Here is a 15,558-nt window from a genome sequence, read left to right as displayed (position 1 = left end):
AGAACGGGGGTGTCATCCACTCTTTTTGGCCTATAACCCCATGTTCCACCTCATTCCTACGGAGGCGTTCCTGGCAACTCCCGCCACCCCCAAGCTTGCGCACCGTCTCGGTGCTGAGGCACTCGGCACGTTCTGGCTCGTGTTCGGCGGCGCCGGCTCGGCAGTTCTCGCCGCGAAGTTCGTCGGCGACGACATGATCTCGGTCGGCATCGGCCACCTCGGAGTCTCGCTCGCATTCGGTCTCACCGTGCTCACCATGGCCTACGCCGTGGGTCACGTTTCGGGAGGCCACTTCAACCCCGCAGTCACGATCGGCCTCGCCGCCGCAAAGCGCTTTGAGTGGAAGGATGTGCTCCCCTACATCCTCACGCAGGTCGTCGCCGGTACTGCCGGTGCCGGTGTGCTCTGGCTCATCGCCTCGGGTGCACCTGACTTCGAAGCCTGCGGCTTCGCCTCAAATGGCTATGACGCACTCAGCCCGGGCGGCTTCTCGCTCATCGCGGTGCTCATCGCTGAGGTCGTGCTCACCGCGTTCTTCCTCTACATCATCCTTGGTGCCACCGACCGCCGCGCGCCCGTGGGCTTCGCGCCCATCGCAATCGGTTTCAGCCTGGCACTCATCCACCTCATTTCCATCCCGGTGTCGAACACCTCGGTGAACCCGGCCCGCTCGACGGCCACCGCAATCTTCGCCGGCGGCGACTATGTGGGTCAGCTCTGGCTCTTCTGGCTCGCACCTATCGTCGGTGCTGCCATCGCGGGGATCACCTACTCGATCGTCACCGGAGTCAACCGGGAAGCACTCGACGTGTCGGGCGAAGCTGAAGTCGACGCGAAGTAGTTCTTCGCAGTCGTCATTCGACGAAGTACGAGCGCCCCCGCAGCCGTGTCTGCGGGGGCGCTCGTGGTCTTGTTGGCGACTACGCGGCGCGGGCGTAGGCGCGCTCGCCGTGAACCGACTCATCCACGCCAGCGATCTCTTCTTCGCTCGTGATGCGGAAGCCGACCGTCTTCTGGATGAGCGTGCCGATGATGAAACTCACGACGAACGAGTAGACGAGCACCGCGACCGAGGCAATGACCTGCACGATGAACTGCTCCGGGCCACCGCCATTGATGATGCCGGTCTCGTGGGCGAACAGGCCCGGCCAGAGCGAACCGATGAGACCAGCGGTGAGGTGGATGCCAACGACGTCGAGCGAGTCATCGAACTTCGCGAGCCACTTGAGATCGCAGGCGTAGTTCGCCGCGACGCCGCAAACGAGACCGAGTAGCAGCGCCCAGCCCGGCGCAATGTCAGCGCAGGCAGGGGTAATGCCCACGAGACCAGCAATGGCACCCGAAGCAGCGCCGATGGCGGTGGGCTTCTTTCCACGCAGGCGCTCGAACGCAAGCCAGCCGAGAATACCGGCGGCCGGAGCGACGATGGTGTTCACCATGATGAGTCCGACGACCGAGTCGACGAGGTTGCCATTGCCCTCGGCGCCAGCGTTGAATCCGAACCAGCCAAACCAGAGAATTGCCGTGCCGATGAGCACCAGTGGCACCGAGTGCGGCGCGCTCAGCGAGCGGTCAAAGCCCTGACGACGACCGAGTACGAGCGCCAGAGCGAGCGCTGCGGCACCGGCGTTGATGTGGACGGCCGTGCCACCGGCGTAATCGATCACCTCAACGCCCGAGAATCCGAGGGCCGTGCCGAGCTGCATGATCCAGCCACCACCCCAGACCCACGCGGCAACCGGAAAGTAGACGACGGTAGCGAAGATGCCGGCGAACAGCAGCCAGGAGCCGAAACGGGCGCGGTCGGCAATGGCGCCTGAGATAAGCGCGACCGTAATGATCGCGAACGTGGCCCCGTAGGCCGAACCGAGCATCCCGACATTGTCGTCAGCGAGCCCCGACATACCGAGCCCGGTGAGAGGGTCGCCAGCGAACTGGAAGAACGAGCTGCCGTCTACTGCGGTCATGCTCCAGCCATACAGCACCCAAAGCACCGCGACGAGTGCGAGCGCACCGAACGACATCATCATCATTGAGATGACGCCCTTCTCACGCACGAGGCCGCCGTAGAACAGTGCCAAACCGGGTGTCATCAAGAGTACGAGCGCGGTTGCGGCAAGCAACCAGGCAGCGCCGCCAGTGTCCATGGGGTCCTCCTCATCGCACCGGTCGCCGGGTTGGCGAGCGTGGCCGATGCGATCTGAGGCCATGCTGTCGCGGCCCCGTCACAGAGCCGCGACGCGAGCGTTTCGAGGAAATTTCAGAACGACGTTCGGAATTTCCAGCGCGTTAATTCGTGAGGCGCGGCGGGCTCGATACGCGCTTCGTGCTACTCGACCACCCAAAGTTGGCTGGTCGAGTAGCCGCAGGCGTATCGAGACCTCGCTCGCAACCCCTAAGCCGGTGCCGAGTCTGCGGCCGCGCCCGTAGAAGCGATGAGTCGCGAGACCGAGCGCAGGTACTTCTTGCGGTAGCCGCCATCGATCATGCCGCCACCGAAGATCTGGTCGAGCGGCGTACCCGAGGCAATGATTGGAATCTGTGCGTCGTACACCCGGTCGATGAACGCCACGAATCGCAGCGCTTCCGATTGATCAGTGAGCTCGCTCACGTCATCAAGCACGATTGCTTCGACGCCATCGATGATCTTGACGTACTTCGAGGGATGCACTTTCGCCAAGTGGTCGATGAGTGCACGGAACGAGTCGCGCGCCACAGTGTCGCCACGCTCGGTGCGTCCGGAAGCCTGACGGTCGAGTTCGGCAGCGTCACTCACCACGGCGCGACCCTCGACCGCACGACGCCGGTAGTCAACGCCGTCGATGCGAACGGTTTCAAACACATCCGCAAGCTTGGTGATTTCGCGCAAGAAATCTTGCGCCGCGAACCGACCCTCACCGAGCGCATTCGGCGGCGTATTCGACGTTGCGGCAATCGAGGTGCCGGTCGCGACGAGTTCGCCGAGGAGCTTCGACATCACCATGGTGTCGCCCGGATCGTCGAGTTCGAACTCGTCGATCGCGATGAGGGCGGTACCAGTAAGTGCCTTCACCGCGTTCTGATAGCCAAGTGCGCCGACGAGGGCCGTGTACTCAATGAACGTGCCGAAGTACTTGCGGCCCTGGTAGGCGTGCCAGGTCGCCGCGAGCAAGTGCGTCTTACCGACACCGAAGCCACCGTCGAGGTAGATGCCCGGTTTCGTGGTGCGCTTGTGGCGCTTGAGCCGCGAGAGGAATCCGCGGCCCGTGGAGTGCACGGCCGTGCCGTCGGCAGCGAAGCGGCGACCAATCTCGACGGCCTCCGCCTGCGAGGGATAGTCGTGGTCGGGTCGGTAGTTTTCGAAGCTCGCATGCGCGAACTGCGGCGGCGGCACCAGCGCCCGAACCATGTCATCAGGGGTCATCTGCGGGACCCGGTCGGTGAGGTGCACAATGTTGCCAGCGGCCACGTAAAGATCTCCTGCATGAAACGGGATGAACTTCTTTAGCCTAGACCGCGCGAGCGGTCATCGGGTGTCATGTTTCTGCATGCTCTGGGCGCTGGTTGAGTCGAATGTGGCACTGTGAAGTGTCTTCGCGGAGCACCGCCTCCGCGCATCACGAGCAAGGGAGTCACCATGGCGTTCGAAACCGACCCGCAACCGAAGTTTGCCGAGTACGCGCACCCCGAGCGATTGGTATCGACGCAGTGGCTCGCAGACCACCTCGCCAACGCGCAGAATCCGGAGTCGGGGCTGGTCGTTGTCGAATCGAATGAGGATGTGTTGCTCTACTCGACCGGTCACATCCCGGGCGCAGTGCACATCGACTGGCACACCGACCTCAACGACGAAATCGTGCGCGACTACGTTGACGGTGAAGCATTTGCGCGCCTGCTCAGCGAAAAGGGCATCAAGCGTGACGACACGATCGTGATCTACGGTGACCGCTCAAATTGGTGGGCCGCCTACGCCCTGTGGGTGTTCACGCTGTTCGGTCACGACGACGTGCGTCTCGTTGACGGCGGGCGCGATAAGTGGGTCGCCGAGGGCCGCGAACTGAGTCGCGAGGTACCCGAGCGTCCGGCGACCGAATACCCCGTGGTCGAGCGATTCGACGACGACATCCGCGCCACCCGCGGCGATGTCTTCGTGCAGCTGCAGACCGCGGGCAAGCTCATCGACGTGCGCAGCCCCGAGGAGTACTCGGGCGAACGCACGCACATGCCTGACTACCCGCAGGAGAGCGCGCTGCGCGCCGGCCATATTCCGACGGCGAAGAGCGTGCCCTGGGCGAAGGTGGCCGACACCGACTCAACCTTCAAGGGTCTCGACGCGCTTCGCGAAATCTACTTCGACGATGCTGGTCTTGCCGAGGCCGATGAAGAGGTCATCGCCTATTGCCGCATCGGTGAGCGCTCGAGCCACACCTGGTTCGTACTGACCCACCTGCTCGGTCTCGAGGGCGTGCGCAACTATGACGGCTCGTGGACCGAGTGGGGTTCGCTCGTCGGCGCGCCGATCGTGCGCGGCACGGAACCTGGCGAAGCTCCGGCGCGCTAGCCTGGGCGGCATGACCGAACTGCCCGAACAGCTCGCTGAGATCCGCGACGACTTCCACGCGATCCCAGATCGTGAACGCCTGCACCTGCTCCTGGAATTCTCTGACGAACTTCCCGAGGTGCCCGAGCGCTATGCGGATGTGCCGTTCGAGCGAGTGATCGAGTGCCAGTCCCCCGTGTTCATCACCACCGAAGTGGTCGACGGACACGTGAACATGTACGCCAAGGCACCCGCCGAGGCTCCCACGACTCGTGGATTCGCGTCAATTTTGGCGCAGGGCCTCAGCGGGCTCACCGTTGACGAGGTACTTGCCGTACCCGGCGACTTCCCCTTTGACCTCGGCATCACGCAGCAGGTCTCACCGCTCCGGCTCAACGGCATGGTGGGCATGCTCGCGCGCGTGCAACGCCAGGTGCGCGACCACCTCGCGAACGCCTAGGCCATGGTCGTCTCGCCTTCGGCGATGCCGAATCCAACGTCGCTGCGCATCCTCAGCACTGTTGGCAATGTGGATGCGACTGAGACGCTCGTGCTCGGAGATGAAGTCGACGAGCGCCTGCGCGAGCTCTACGCGGCCCCCGAACCCGATTGGGTTCGGATGAACATGATCGGTTCGCTCAATAGCCGCGTCACCGGGCCCGACGGCACCTCTGACACGCTCTCGAATCGTGCCGATCGGCGCATCCTGCGACTCATTCGGGAAATGAGCGACGCGGTCGTTGTCGGTGCGCAGACTGTGCGGCAGGAGCAACACACCTCAACTGGCTCGACCTGGCTCTGCGTGGTGACTGCATCTGGTGATCTCAGCGGCCATCGTATTTCTCGCGAGGATGCGGTCGCCTCGGTGCTCGTCTGCTGTCCCGCGGATGCCGTGGCGCGGGTGAACGAGACGATGCCGGGTGCGAACACGGTGGCGATCGAGCCAGTCGACGGACGCCTGCCGCTTGACCAGGTCGTTGCGACGCTGCACGAACGTGGCCTGCGGCAACTCGTGGTTGAAGGCGGCAATCAGCTGATCAGCCAGTTTCTCGATGAGGGCCGCATTGACGAGGTGTGCCTGACTCAGGCACCGGTGTTTGCGCCCGACTCGGCGCCGTCGCTGCCGGGTTCGGGTCACGGCACCTCGTTTGCGCGGGTACTGCTCGCCGAAGACTCACTCGGGTACATCTATCAGCGGCTGTTTGCCCGCTGAGAGATGCGCGCGGGGTCTCGATACGACTCCGCTGCGCTCCGTCTACTCGACCAACCAGGCTTCCTTGGGTGGTCGAGTAGTAGCGAAGCGACGGATCGAGACCCCCAAGCATCACCGCCTGGCGTCGAGCCAGTCGCCGACTACGCGCTCCCAAGTCTCGCGGTCGACATTCCACAACCTGGTGTGTCGCGCCTTCGTGAACTCCTCGAAGGTGACGAGATCGGGCCGTGCCTGCGCGAAGCGCTGACTCGCCTCAATGGGCACCATCGTGTCGCCTAGCGAGTGCAAGAGCAGGATCGGCACATCGAACTCGTCAGCGCGCGCGACGAGATCGAGCTCATCCAAATTGATGGGTTCTTCGACTCCAAGTAACTTGCTTGCGAGCGGCGAGCCGAGCAACCACATCCCAAGATTTGCGACCGGCCGCGGCACCCGCATCTGCGACGCTTGCTCCACGAGAATCGACCGCCAATCCATCGCGGGCGACTCGAGCATGATGCCGTGGATGAGCGCGCGCAACTTCGAGCGCAGATAGGTCTGGGCAACAATCGCGCCGCCCATCGACCAACCCGCCAAGAGGATGCGCTCCGCACCGCGCGAGCGCGCCCACTCGATTGCGGCGTCAACATCGCGCCACTCGGTGAGACCGAGGCCGTAGGTGCCGCGGTGACCGGCCGGCGCATCCGGGTCATTGCGATAGCGAATGACGAGCGAGTTCCAGCCGCGCGCCTCGGCGACCGGCACGGTGCGCAACGGCTCGGTGATTGTGGCGCCGCGACCGTGCACGTGGATGATCCAGTCGCCCGGGCGACCTGCTCGGGCAGGCAACCACCAGGCCGGTGCCGGGCCTAACTCGGTGGGAATCTCGACGTTCTCCCACGGCAATCCGAGGTCGTCGACATCGCGCTGTGGCGCCGAGGCAATGCGCACGCTTCGCGCCTCAAGAATCGAGGTGCCAACGGCCGCGTCGTAGCGGCGAGTGACGGTGTCGAGCGTGGCGGTGACGATGCCCGAGATGCGCGCACGGCCGCGATCGTGATCCCAGAGTGCCGTGTACTCCCCCGCGACTTCCGATTCGGTCACACGTTCGAGCGTGATTGCGCCGCTGGCGTCGCTGCCCGGGTCGGGTACCACCTTGAGCACTTTGATGGGATCGCGAGTGCGGGTCGCCGGGGTCACCACCTGCTTTGCGAGCAGCAGTGCTGCGGTGCCAGCAAGCGAAGCCAGGAACACAGATCCGCCTGCAGTTGCCGCCACGGCGGCCCGGCCTGCCCGTACGAGCTGTCGGTTCATCCCTTGCCTTTCTGCGCCGAACCCATTTCGCTCGGCGCACTCACTCCCCTCCAGTATTTCCTATGCGGATTGCGGCGCGCCTGGCATTCCCGGTGAGCCGCCTTGCCTACGCTCAAACGCGTGGTGGTCAGTCTGCATCCCGTACCAGCGGAGTTCGACAGCGCAGCGGAATCGATCCGCGCGGTCGAGTTCCGAAGCGACTTGCGCGTCAACGAGATTCGACCGCCCGAAGGCCTCGCCCCTAACTCGATGGCTCTCGCCGCTGATGTGAGCCCGGGAGATCTCCACGGCGACTCGCAACTCGGCACTGGCCGGTTCATCCTGCTCCACGATGTGAGCCGCCCCGAGGCGTGGCGCGGCGAGTTTCGCGTCGTCTGCTTTGCACAAGCCCCACTCGAAACCGATATTGGTGGCGACGGCATGCTTCCCGAAGTGGCCTGGTCATGGCTCACGGATGCACTCAAGCAGTGCGGGGCGGAATACCTCTACGCTTCCGGCACCGTCACCGTCGTGAACTCGAAGGGGTTCGGCGAACTCACCGACCAGGGCGAGGGTTCGCAAATCGAAATGCGCGCGTCATGGACTCCGCAGACTCCCGAACTCGGCCCCCACGTTGAAGCATGGAGTGAATTGCTCTGCATGCTCGGAGGTCTGCCACCGGTCGATTCGAGCGAAGTGCCAGTGCTTCGTGCAAGGCGGGCGAATGGCCGCCGCTGACGCCAACCGCATCGATCGCGGCGATCTCGAAGTCATCGACACGATCGATGGCCTCGACGAAGCGATCGGGCGCCTCGCTGCCGGTGAAGGTCCAGTGGCGATCGACACCGAGCGCGCCTCGGGCTATCGCTATTCTGACCGCGCCTATCTTGTGCAGATCTTCCGCCGCGGTTCGGGCACGATGCTGCTCGACCCGATTCCATTCGGCACGCTCGCCCCGATTGCCGAGGTCATCGCCGATGAGGAATGGATTCTCCACGCGGCAACCCAAGACATTCCGTGCATGCGCGAAATTGATCTGCATCCGAAGCGCCTGTTTGACACCGAACTTGCCTCGCGTCTGCTCGGCAAATCGCATGTCGGTCTCGGCGCGGTGGTTGAAGAGCTCCTTGGCATTGAACTCGCGAAAGCGCACTCAGCCGACGACTGGTCGCAACGCCCGTTGCCGGAATCTTGGCTTGCGTACGCCGCCCTCGATGTTGAACACCTCGTCGATGTGCGCGATCTGCTCGCGGCAGAACTGCTTGAGGCCAATAAGGCCGAGTGGGCGGCGGAAGAGTTCGACGACATCCTCGGCCGCTCCTTCGAACAGGATCGCAGCGAACGCTGGCGTCGACTGTCTGGGCTCCACGCGCTGCGTTCGCCGCGGCAATTGGCGGTAGCTCGCGAACTTTGGCGAGCCCGGGATGCGTACGCACAAGAAACCGACATCGCGCCGGGGCGTCTCGTCCCCGACCGTGCGCTTACGGCGGCCGCGCGGATGCTCCCACGCACGAAGGCGCAATTAGCGGCGAGCAAAGAATTCACTGGCCGCGCATCCCGTTCTGAACTCGATCGCTGGTGGGCGGCGATTGAACTTGGCCGCGAAACGACCGATCTGCCGCCGCGCAGCCTCAACGATCCCGATCGACTGCCGCCGCCGAAGGCCTGGGCGGCGAAGAATCCCGCCGCGGATGCACGCCTCAAGGTCGCGCGCCCAGCCGTTGCCGAGATTGCCGAAACCATCTCGATGCCGACCGAGAACCTGCTCACGCCGTCGTTCTTGCGGCGCGCGGCCTGGGAACCGGCCGGGCTCACCACTGACGCGCTCGCACGCCAATTGCGTGATCTCGGCGCCCGTCAGTGGCAAACCTCACTCACCGCGCCGGTCATTGCGACCGCATTTGTCGAGGCTGACCAAGCAGTTCAGGACTCTCTGCCGAGCGACGGATAGGCTCCCGGACGTTCAACGTTCCGCAGACGCGGGCGACATTGCAAGGAGGCAACGTGGCCACCACGGACGCGTATTTTATTGACGGCGCACGTACACCCTTCGGCCGTGCCGGCGAAAAGGGCATGTACTGGCGCACCCGCGCCGACGACCTTTCCGTCAAGACGATTCGTGCGCTCATTGAGCGCAACCCGAATATCCCCACCGACCGCTACGACGATGTCGCCATCGCCGCGACGACGCAGCAGGGCGACCAAGGCCTGACCCTGGGTCGCACGACCGCTATTCTCGCGGGCCTGCCCATCACCGTGCCGGGACTCGCCATCGAACGCATGTGTGCCGGTGCCCTGACCGCCGCGACCACGATGGGTTCGGGCGTCGCCTTCGGCGCCTATGACGTCGTCATCGCCGGTGGTGTCGAACACATGGGCCGCCACCCGATGGGCTTCAACGCTGACCCAAACCCGCGTTTCCTCTCGGAGCGTCTCGTCGAGGGCGATGCCCTCAACATGGGTAAGACCGCTGAGCGCCTGCACGACCGCTTCCCCGAACTCACCAAGGAGCGCGCTGACCGATTCGCCATGCGCTCGCAGCAAAAGGCCGCCGCGGCCTATGAGAACGGCAACTTTGCGCGCGACCTCGTACCAGTCGCCATTGAATCGGATGGCGGTTGGGGCCTCGCAACCCGCGACGAACACCTGCGCCCCGACACCAATATGGAGGGCCTCGCCGGCCTCAAGACCCCCTTCCGCCCACACGGCAAGGTCACCGCAGGCAACGCCTCGCCGCTCACCGACGGTGCCACCGCATCCATTCTTGCCTCGGGCGACGCGGTCAAGGAGTTCGGTCTCAAGCCGCGGATGCGCATGGTCTCGTTTGCGTTCGCAGGCGTGCAGCCCGAGGTCATGGGTCTCGGCCCGGTGCCGTCGACCGAGAAGGCCCTGCGCAAGGCTGGCCTCAAGATCGATGACATTGGCCTGTTTGAACTCAACGAGGCTTTCTCGGTGCAGGTGCTCTCCTTCCTCGACCACTTCGGCATCGACGATGACGACCCGGCCGTGAACCAATACGGTGGCGCCATTGCGCTGGGCCACCCGCTCGCCGCGAGCGGTGTGCGCCTCATGATGCAGCTCGCCAACCAGTTCGAAACGCATCCGGAGGTGCGCTACGGCGTCACCGCCATGTGCGTTGGCCTCGGCCAGGGCGGCACCATCATCTGGGAGAACCCCAACTGGAACGGCAAGAAGCACGCGCGAGCGGGAAAGTAGTACGACGATGAAGATCCCCACGTTCGACCGCAACGCCTACGCAGCCCTCCTCGACAGTGCCGAGGGCGAGGTCATTACTGAAGCGAAGGTGCGCGATGTGACGCTTCGCTCCGGCAAGACGCTCGCACTCATCACCCTCGACAACAACCTCGACTACAAGCGTCCCAACACGCTCGGACCCTCGACTCTCGCCGCGCTCGGTGAGGTGCTCGAGCAGCAGCGCGGTCGCGCCGCCGCCGGTGAAATCGATGCGCTCGCGATTACTGGCAAGCGCTTCAGCTTCGCGGCAGGCGCCGACCTCTCGCTTGTTGACCAGATTCCGAGCCGTGAGGTCGCTCGCCTCATGGCTGAGCTCGGCCACCACGCCCTCGGACTCCTCTCGGACCTCGGCGTGCCCTCGTTTGCCTTCGTCAACGGCCTCGCGCTCGGCGGTGGCCTCGAGATCGCACTGAACAGTGACTACCGCACGGTGGATGCTTCGGTACCCGCCATCGCGCTGCCCGAAACCTATCTTGGCCTCATCCCCGGTTGGGGCGGCGCGACCATCGTGCCGAACCTCATCGGCATCGAGAATGCCCTCAAGGTCATCATCGAGAACCCGCTCAAGATGAACCGCACCCTGAAGCCCGGGCAGGCCACCGAACTTGGCCTATTCGACCGACTCATTGAGCCGGTGAACTTCCTCGAAGAGTCACTCAACTTCGCCGACGAGGTGCTCGGCGGGCTCAAGGTGAAGCGCCCCAACGAACCCGGTCGTATTGAGCGCGCGGTGAAGTGGGATGTGGCGCTCAAGATCGCTCGTAAGTCGCTCGAAGAAAAGCTCGGTACCGTGCCGCTCGCGCCGTACCGGGCACTCGAAGTGCTCGCGGTCGCCAAGCACAATGACCGTGCGCGCGGCTTCGAAGCTGAGAACGAGGCTCTTGCCGACCTCATCTCGGGTGACCAGTTCATCGCATCCATGTATGCCTTCGACCTCGTGCAGAAGCGTGCCAAGCGCCCCGCCGGTGCCCCCGACAAGGAGCTTGCCCGCAAGATCACCAAGGTCGGCATCGTCGGTGCTGGGCTCATGGCGAGCCAGTTCGCCTTGCTCTTCGTACGCCGCTTGCAGGTGCCGGTTGTCATGACCGACCTCGACCAGGCGCGCGTCGACAAGGGCGTCGCGTCGGTGCATGAAGAACTCGACAAGCTCGCCGAGAAGGGCCGCCTCGACTCGGACAACCACTCGCGGCTTAAGGCGCTGGTGACCGGCACCACCGACCGTTCGCAGTTTGCCGATTGCGATTGGGTCATTGAGGCCGTGTTCGAAGAGGTGGGCGTAAAGCAGCAGGTCTTCGCCGACTTCGAAGACATCGTTGCCGAGGATGCAGTGCTCGCGACCAACACCTCCTCGCTTTCGGTCGAGGAGATCGGTTCGAAGCTGCGCCACCCCGAACGTCTCGTTGGCTTCCACTTCTTCAACCCCGTGGCAGTGATGCCACTCATTGAGGTCGTCAATGCGCCGGCAACGAATGACGTCACCCTCGCAACCGCGATGGCCGTCGCGAAGGATCTCAAGAAGACCGCAGTGATTACGCGCGACCGACCCGGTTTCGTGGTGAACCGCATCCTCGCGAAGGTGCTTGGCGAAGCAATGCACGCCGTCGAAACTGGCACGCCGATCTCCGTCGTCGACCACGCACTCGACCCGGTCGGCCTGCCGATGACGCCCTTCGAGCTGCTCGAACTCGTCGGCCTAAAGGTCGGCGCGCATGTGCTCGAATCACACCACGCGCCGTTCCCTGACCGGTTCTTCGAGTCGGAGCACCTCAACGCCCTCGCTGACGCCAACGCGAAGCTCATCAAGCGCGACGGCAAGGGTCGCCCGGGTGGCTACACCAAGGAGTTCGAGGCGATCGTCGGTACGAAGGGGAAGACACCGCTTTCGGCAGCGGAGTTCCGCGAGCGAGTGGAGACGGGTCTTGCTGAAGAAGTGAAGATCATGCTCGACGAGCAGGTTGTGGCCGCCGCGGAAGACATTGATCTCTGCCTCATCCTCGGCGCTGGGTACCCGCTTATGGACGGTGGCTTGACGCCGTACCTTGACCGCGTGGGTGCCTCAGAGCGGGCGTTCGGTGGCAGCTTCCACAACCCGCCGATTCGAGGCGCCGCGCACCGCTAGGCGCGGTGGGGGGGTCTCGATACGCTTCGCTTCTCGACCAGCCAGATTTCTGGTTGGTCGAGTAGCGCGTAGCGCGTATCGAGACCCCATCTGACGTTTAGGGTGAACACTCAGCATCCGATCTTGTCACCGGCAAGTTGCCAGTGGCAAGATTAGGGCATGTCTGAGAGTTACCACCACGGCGACGTCCGCGCCGCCTTCCTTCGCCGCACTGCCGAGATCATCACCGCATCCGGTGTCGCTGCGGTTTCGATGCGCGCCATCGCCGCCGATATTGGCGTCTCGCATGCGGCGCCGCGACATCACTTCGGCTCGCGCGATGGCCTGCTCACCGCACTCGCCGCCGAAGGCTTCAACCTTATGGCCGCGAAGATGCAGGCCGTGCGGGAGCGCGAGGGCAGCTACCTCGAGATCGGCGTCGCCTACGTTGAATTCGCCCTCGAGCATCCCGGACACTTCGCGGTGATGTTTGATACCGACCAGCAACTTGACGATGATGCCGAGCTACGTGCCGCTCAGGCACGTGCCTTTGGCGAACTCACCATCTGCGTTGAACGGTTCGACGATGAACGCGCCAAGGCCGATATGGCGGCCGCCACGATCGCTGGCTGGTCGATGATGCACGGGCTCGTGGTGTTGCATCGCTCGGGCTCGCTCGATCGCGCGCACGTCACGGCGCTCCTCGGGAATCCCTCGATGGCCGAACTCGCCGAGCGCGTCGGCAACATGCTGTATGGCTCCCCACCCGAACCCTCGAACGAATAAGGCGAAAGGCACCATCATGACCGAGTTCAACCAGCTCGCCGCTGGCATCGTCCTGCTCACCGTCATCGGCATCGCCTACGGCGGTACGTTCCTCCTGACTGTGGTGAACGGCGCCGTGCCCGCGAACACACTGCAACGCAATTACTTTCGTGCCGGCCACGCACACGCTGGCGTCCTCGTGACGCTCGGCCTCCTCGTGCAGGTGGTGATTGCCACCCCGAATGTGCCTAGCTGGGCGGCGACACTCGGCTCTGGCGTGCTCTGGTCGGCCATCCTCATCCCCGCTGGTTTCTTTCTCTCGGTGATCGGAAAGGATCCCGAGAAGCCGAATGCGTGGAAGTACAGCATTTGGCTCGGTGCTGCGGCGCTCACGGTTGGCCTCGCGGGCGCTGGCGTCGGGCTGATTACCGCCAGCGCGAGCTAACTGACCGGCGGTCGGTGCGCGAAGTCAGAACAGGCCGAATCTCTTTGGCCGCTTGCCCGCAGCCAGCGATGCGAATTCGGCGGCTTCTTTGGTGTTGTCCTGTCGAACCGCATCCTCATGCAAGGCGTCATGCAGTGCTTTCGCCAGCGATGATTGCGCACTAAGAGACTTGCCGGTGCGGGCATCCTTGCGAATTCGAGTGCCCAGCGGCGCCCCTGTCGTTGCCCCCATCGCCTCGAGTCCCCGCACATAGGCGAGCGCGGTGGCAGCTTGGTCATCAAGTAGACCGCGTCCCTCACAAATCTCGTACAGCCAATCCAGACTCTCGGAGGCGAACGCCCAGGCATCTTCACGAGCGACGTCGTTGGCACCCGGGAGTGCGTCAACAAGGACCGTTGCGGCTTGGGTCGACTGCGTCGGCGCGCCCGGGTCTGCCGCTGAGACGCGCTCATTGGCGAGCGAGAGCGCCCGCCGTGCTTGCAGCAGAAGCAGTTCATTTGGATGCGTCAGCTCAGTTTGCGGAAAAATGCGTCGCTGTATCTGGGTGATTTCTTCGGCGCGTTGCGGATATTCATCCGGTGCATTCACCAGCTGCCACAGCAACAGCTGATAGCGCTCCTGCTGCGTACTCGAGAAGTAGTTCATGAACGGCGCGATTTGATCAAGCACGCGCAACCATCTCTCGACGTCCCCGGCCTCATAGCGCTTGGTCGCCGTCCAGAGACCCCAAGTCCCGACCAGCGAGTGGAAGTCATATTGCTGATACTCGTCGCGGGGGTAGGCCAACACGGCTGCCTCAACGCCGGCGAAGGCGAGCGGCCACAGCTCGTCACCTTCAGTTGACGACGCAAGTCCCAACAGAACATCAGCCCGCACACAGGCATGAGCATCCGAGTCGATCTCTGCAGGCCCCATCCTCTCGAGCAACTTGCGCATTTCTCGTCGCCGGTGTTCTTCGTCGGGAAGCTCTACAGCGAGCTCCTGTTGCGCCAAAAGTCGCGCACGAATCAGCGCCGGTTCGGTGGCATCCTGAGTGTCCCTGACGATTCTCGCCGACCAAGCCCGCGCGAGATCAGCCTCATCGCGATTGCTTAGGCCGTAGATGATTCGGCGCCCGAGAATCACGGAAGCAGCGCGAACTCCTGTGTCAGGGTCGGCCATGCCAGTTTCGTAAAGCTCCCGGAGGAACTCGACATAGGCATAGAAGGCATCGCCCCACGACTCGTCAACGCTGCGAAAGGCAGGGCTCTTACGTGCCTTGTAGTAGGCAACTCGGCGCATCCCAGCGTTGGGAGAAGCGAGTGCAGACCGGATTTCCAGTTCGTCGATCGTCACCTCCTGGGCTAGCGACAGCGCCTCATCGAAGGCCGTGTTGCTGGCGCGAATGACAGCTTGATGCGAACTCGGGTCCATGCTGCCCAAGCATTGCGCGACCTCACTCACGTCGATGGGGTTGTCATTGCTCGAGTCAGCCACGAGGGCTGCGGCCCGCAAGAACGAGGCGGACTCCCGACAGACTTTGGGCAATCCACTCGATCGCAGCGAAAGCTCCGCGGCCGTCTCACGCATCGCTGCCGCAAGATCTGGCCGCGCCGGCTTCAACAGCACCGGATGGCAATACAACAGTCCCAGTGCGGCGTGCTCTTCACCCGCCACGACATGACGCACGATCTCGCGATAGGCCTGGAGTATTTGCAATTCGCCGTGTGCTGCGCTGAGGTATTCAGCAGTGTGTGCGCCAACGTAGAGCGAACGCACGGCTTCGAGCAGACTCGACAGCTCGGGGTCACCGAGTTGCAGGTTGAAACTTTCCTGCAGACCCGCTTCCGTCGGCGTCAGGAACTCACCTGAGGTCAGTTGCTCGCCCCTGTTGACCAGTACACCCATTAGGCTGGCGGCAACCCCGCTCCGATGCGATGGGCCAAACACTGGGTCTGAACTTGCTGCCCGATAGGCCGCAGCATGGAGGTCAAGATCGTCGAGTAGCGACA

At 63.8% G+C, this 15,558-nt stretch carries 14 protein-coding genes; 10 read left to right on the top strand and 4 right to left on the bottom strand.

Going from position 1 to position 15,558, the window contains the following annotated elements; translation table 11 throughout:
- Nucleotides 1-40: 40 nt before the first annotated feature.
- Nucleotides 41-841: an aquaporin Z gene (gene aqpZ, locus EG850_RS01560; protein ID WP_124969148.1), complete on the top strand. Its 801-nt coding sequence runs from the start codon at nucleotides 41-43 to the stop codon at nucleotides 839-841.
- Between the two features lie 79 nt (nucleotides 842-920).
- Here aqpZ and EG850_RS01555 read toward each other — a convergent pair whose 3' ends face one another.
- Both EG850_RS01555 and zapE read right to left on the bottom strand, forming a co-directional pair.
- Nucleotides 921-2,147, bottom strand: a complete 1,227-nt coding sequence (locus EG850_RS01555; protein ID WP_124969146.1) for an ammonium transporter — start codon at nucleotides 2,145-2,147, stop codon at nucleotides 921-923.
- A gap of 248 nt (nucleotides 2,148-2,395) precedes the next feature.
- Nucleotides 2,396-3,403, bottom strand: coding sequence for a cell division protein ZapE (gene zapE / locus EG850_RS01550; RefSeq protein WP_124969186.1), 1,008 nt, complete (start codon nucleotides 3,401-3,403; stop codon nucleotides 2,396-2,398).
- A 213-nt stretch (nucleotides 3,404-3,616) separates the two neighbouring features.
- Between zapE and EG850_RS01545 the strand changes: the two genes are divergently transcribed.
- The 3 genes from EG850_RS01545 to EG850_RS01535 are packed head-to-tail and all read left to right on the top strand — an operon-like array spanning nucleotide 3,617 to nucleotide 5,732.
- Nucleotides 3,617-4,540, top strand: coding sequence for a sulfurtransferase (locus EG850_RS01545; RefSeq protein WP_124969144.1), 924 nt, complete (start codon nucleotides 3,617-3,619; stop codon nucleotides 4,538-4,540).
- 10 nt (nucleotides 4,541-4,550) lie between these two features.
- On the top strand, nucleotides 4,551-4,979 hold the full coding sequence (locus EG850_RS01540) for a SufE family protein (protein ID WP_124969142.1): 429 nt from the start codon (nucleotides 4,551-4,553) through the stop codon (nucleotides 4,977-4,979).
- 24 nt (nucleotides 4,980-5,003) lie between these two features.
- Entirely contained in the window at nucleotides 5,004-5,732 is a 729-nt protein-coding gene (locus tag EG850_RS01535; RefSeq protein ID WP_185714892.1) for a dihydrofolate reductase family protein, read from the top strand.
- A 111-nt stretch (nucleotides 5,733-5,843) separates the two neighbouring features.
- Here EG850_RS01535 and EG850_RS01530 read toward each other — a convergent pair whose 3' ends face one another.
- Nucleotides 5,844-7,025: an alpha/beta hydrolase family protein gene (locus tag EG850_RS01530; protein ID WP_124969138.1), complete on the bottom strand. Its 1,182-nt coding sequence runs from the start codon at nucleotides 7,023-7,025 to the stop codon at nucleotides 5,844-5,846.
- Nucleotides 7,026-7,145: 120 nt separating this feature from the next.
- On the opposite strand from EG850_RS01530, the gene EG850_RS01525 reads away from it, so the two are divergent.
- The 6 genes from EG850_RS01525 to EG850_RS01500 all read left to right on the top strand — a co-directional run bounded on the left by EG850_RS01525 (nucleotide 7,146) and on the right by EG850_RS01500 (nucleotide 13,567).
- Complete coding sequence (locus tag EG850_RS01525) at nucleotides 7,146-7,742, top strand: DUF3000 domain-containing protein (RefSeq protein WP_124969136.1); 597 nt, start codon at nucleotides 7,146-7,148, stop codon at nucleotides 7,740-7,742.
- Nucleotides 7,729-8,955 carry a ribonuclease D gene (locus tag EG850_RS01520; RefSeq protein WP_124969134.1) on the top strand — a complete coding sequence of 409 codons (1,227 nt, stop codon included), beginning with the start codon at nucleotides 7,729-7,731 and terminating at the stop codon, nucleotides 8,953-8,955. Before EG850_RS01525 ends, EG850_RS01520 begins: the two co-directional genes overlap by 14 nt.
- Before the next feature lie 53 nt (nucleotides 8,956-9,008).
- Nucleotides 9,009-10,220, top strand: coding sequence for a thiolase family protein (locus EG850_RS01515; protein WP_124969131.1), 1,212 nt, complete (start codon nucleotides 9,009-9,011; stop codon nucleotides 10,218-10,220).
- A gap of 7 nt (nucleotides 10,221-10,227) precedes the next feature.
- The gene (locus EG850_RS01510) at nucleotides 10,228-12,378 is read left to right on the top strand and encodes a 3-hydroxyacyl-CoA dehydrogenase NAD-binding domain-containing protein (RefSeq protein ID WP_124969129.1); all 2,151 of its coding nucleotides are present in this window, start codon (nucleotides 10,228-10,230) and stop codon (nucleotides 12,376-12,378) included.
- Nucleotides 12,379-12,537: 159 nt separating this feature from the next.
- Entirely contained in the window at nucleotides 12,538-13,143 is a 606-nt protein-coding gene (locus EG850_RS01505) for a TetR/AcrR family transcriptional regulator (protein ID WP_124969127.1), read from the top strand.
- A 16-nt stretch (nucleotides 13,144-13,159) separates the two neighbouring features.
- On the top strand, nucleotides 13,160-13,567 hold the full coding sequence (locus EG850_RS01500; RefSeq protein WP_124969125.1) for a hypothetical protein: 408 nt from the start codon (nucleotides 13,160-13,162) through the stop codon (nucleotides 13,565-13,567).
- A 24-nt stretch (nucleotides 13,568-13,591) separates the two neighbouring features.
- On the opposite strand, the gene EG850_RS01495 is transcribed toward EG850_RS01500, so the two are convergent.
- Entirely contained in the window at nucleotides 13,592-15,496 is a 1,905-nt protein-coding gene (locus EG850_RS01495) for a hypothetical protein (RefSeq protein ID WP_185714891.1), read from the bottom strand.
- Nucleotides 15,497-15,558: the final 62 nt, after the last annotated feature.

Origin of the sequence: Gulosibacter macacae (assembly GCF_003865375.1) — a bacterium.
GTDB classification, from domain to species: Bacteria; Actinomycetota; Actinomycetes; order Actinomycetales; family Microbacteriaceae; genus Gulosibacter; species Gulosibacter macacae.
This window is presented reverse-complemented; position numbering and strand designations above follow the sequence as displayed.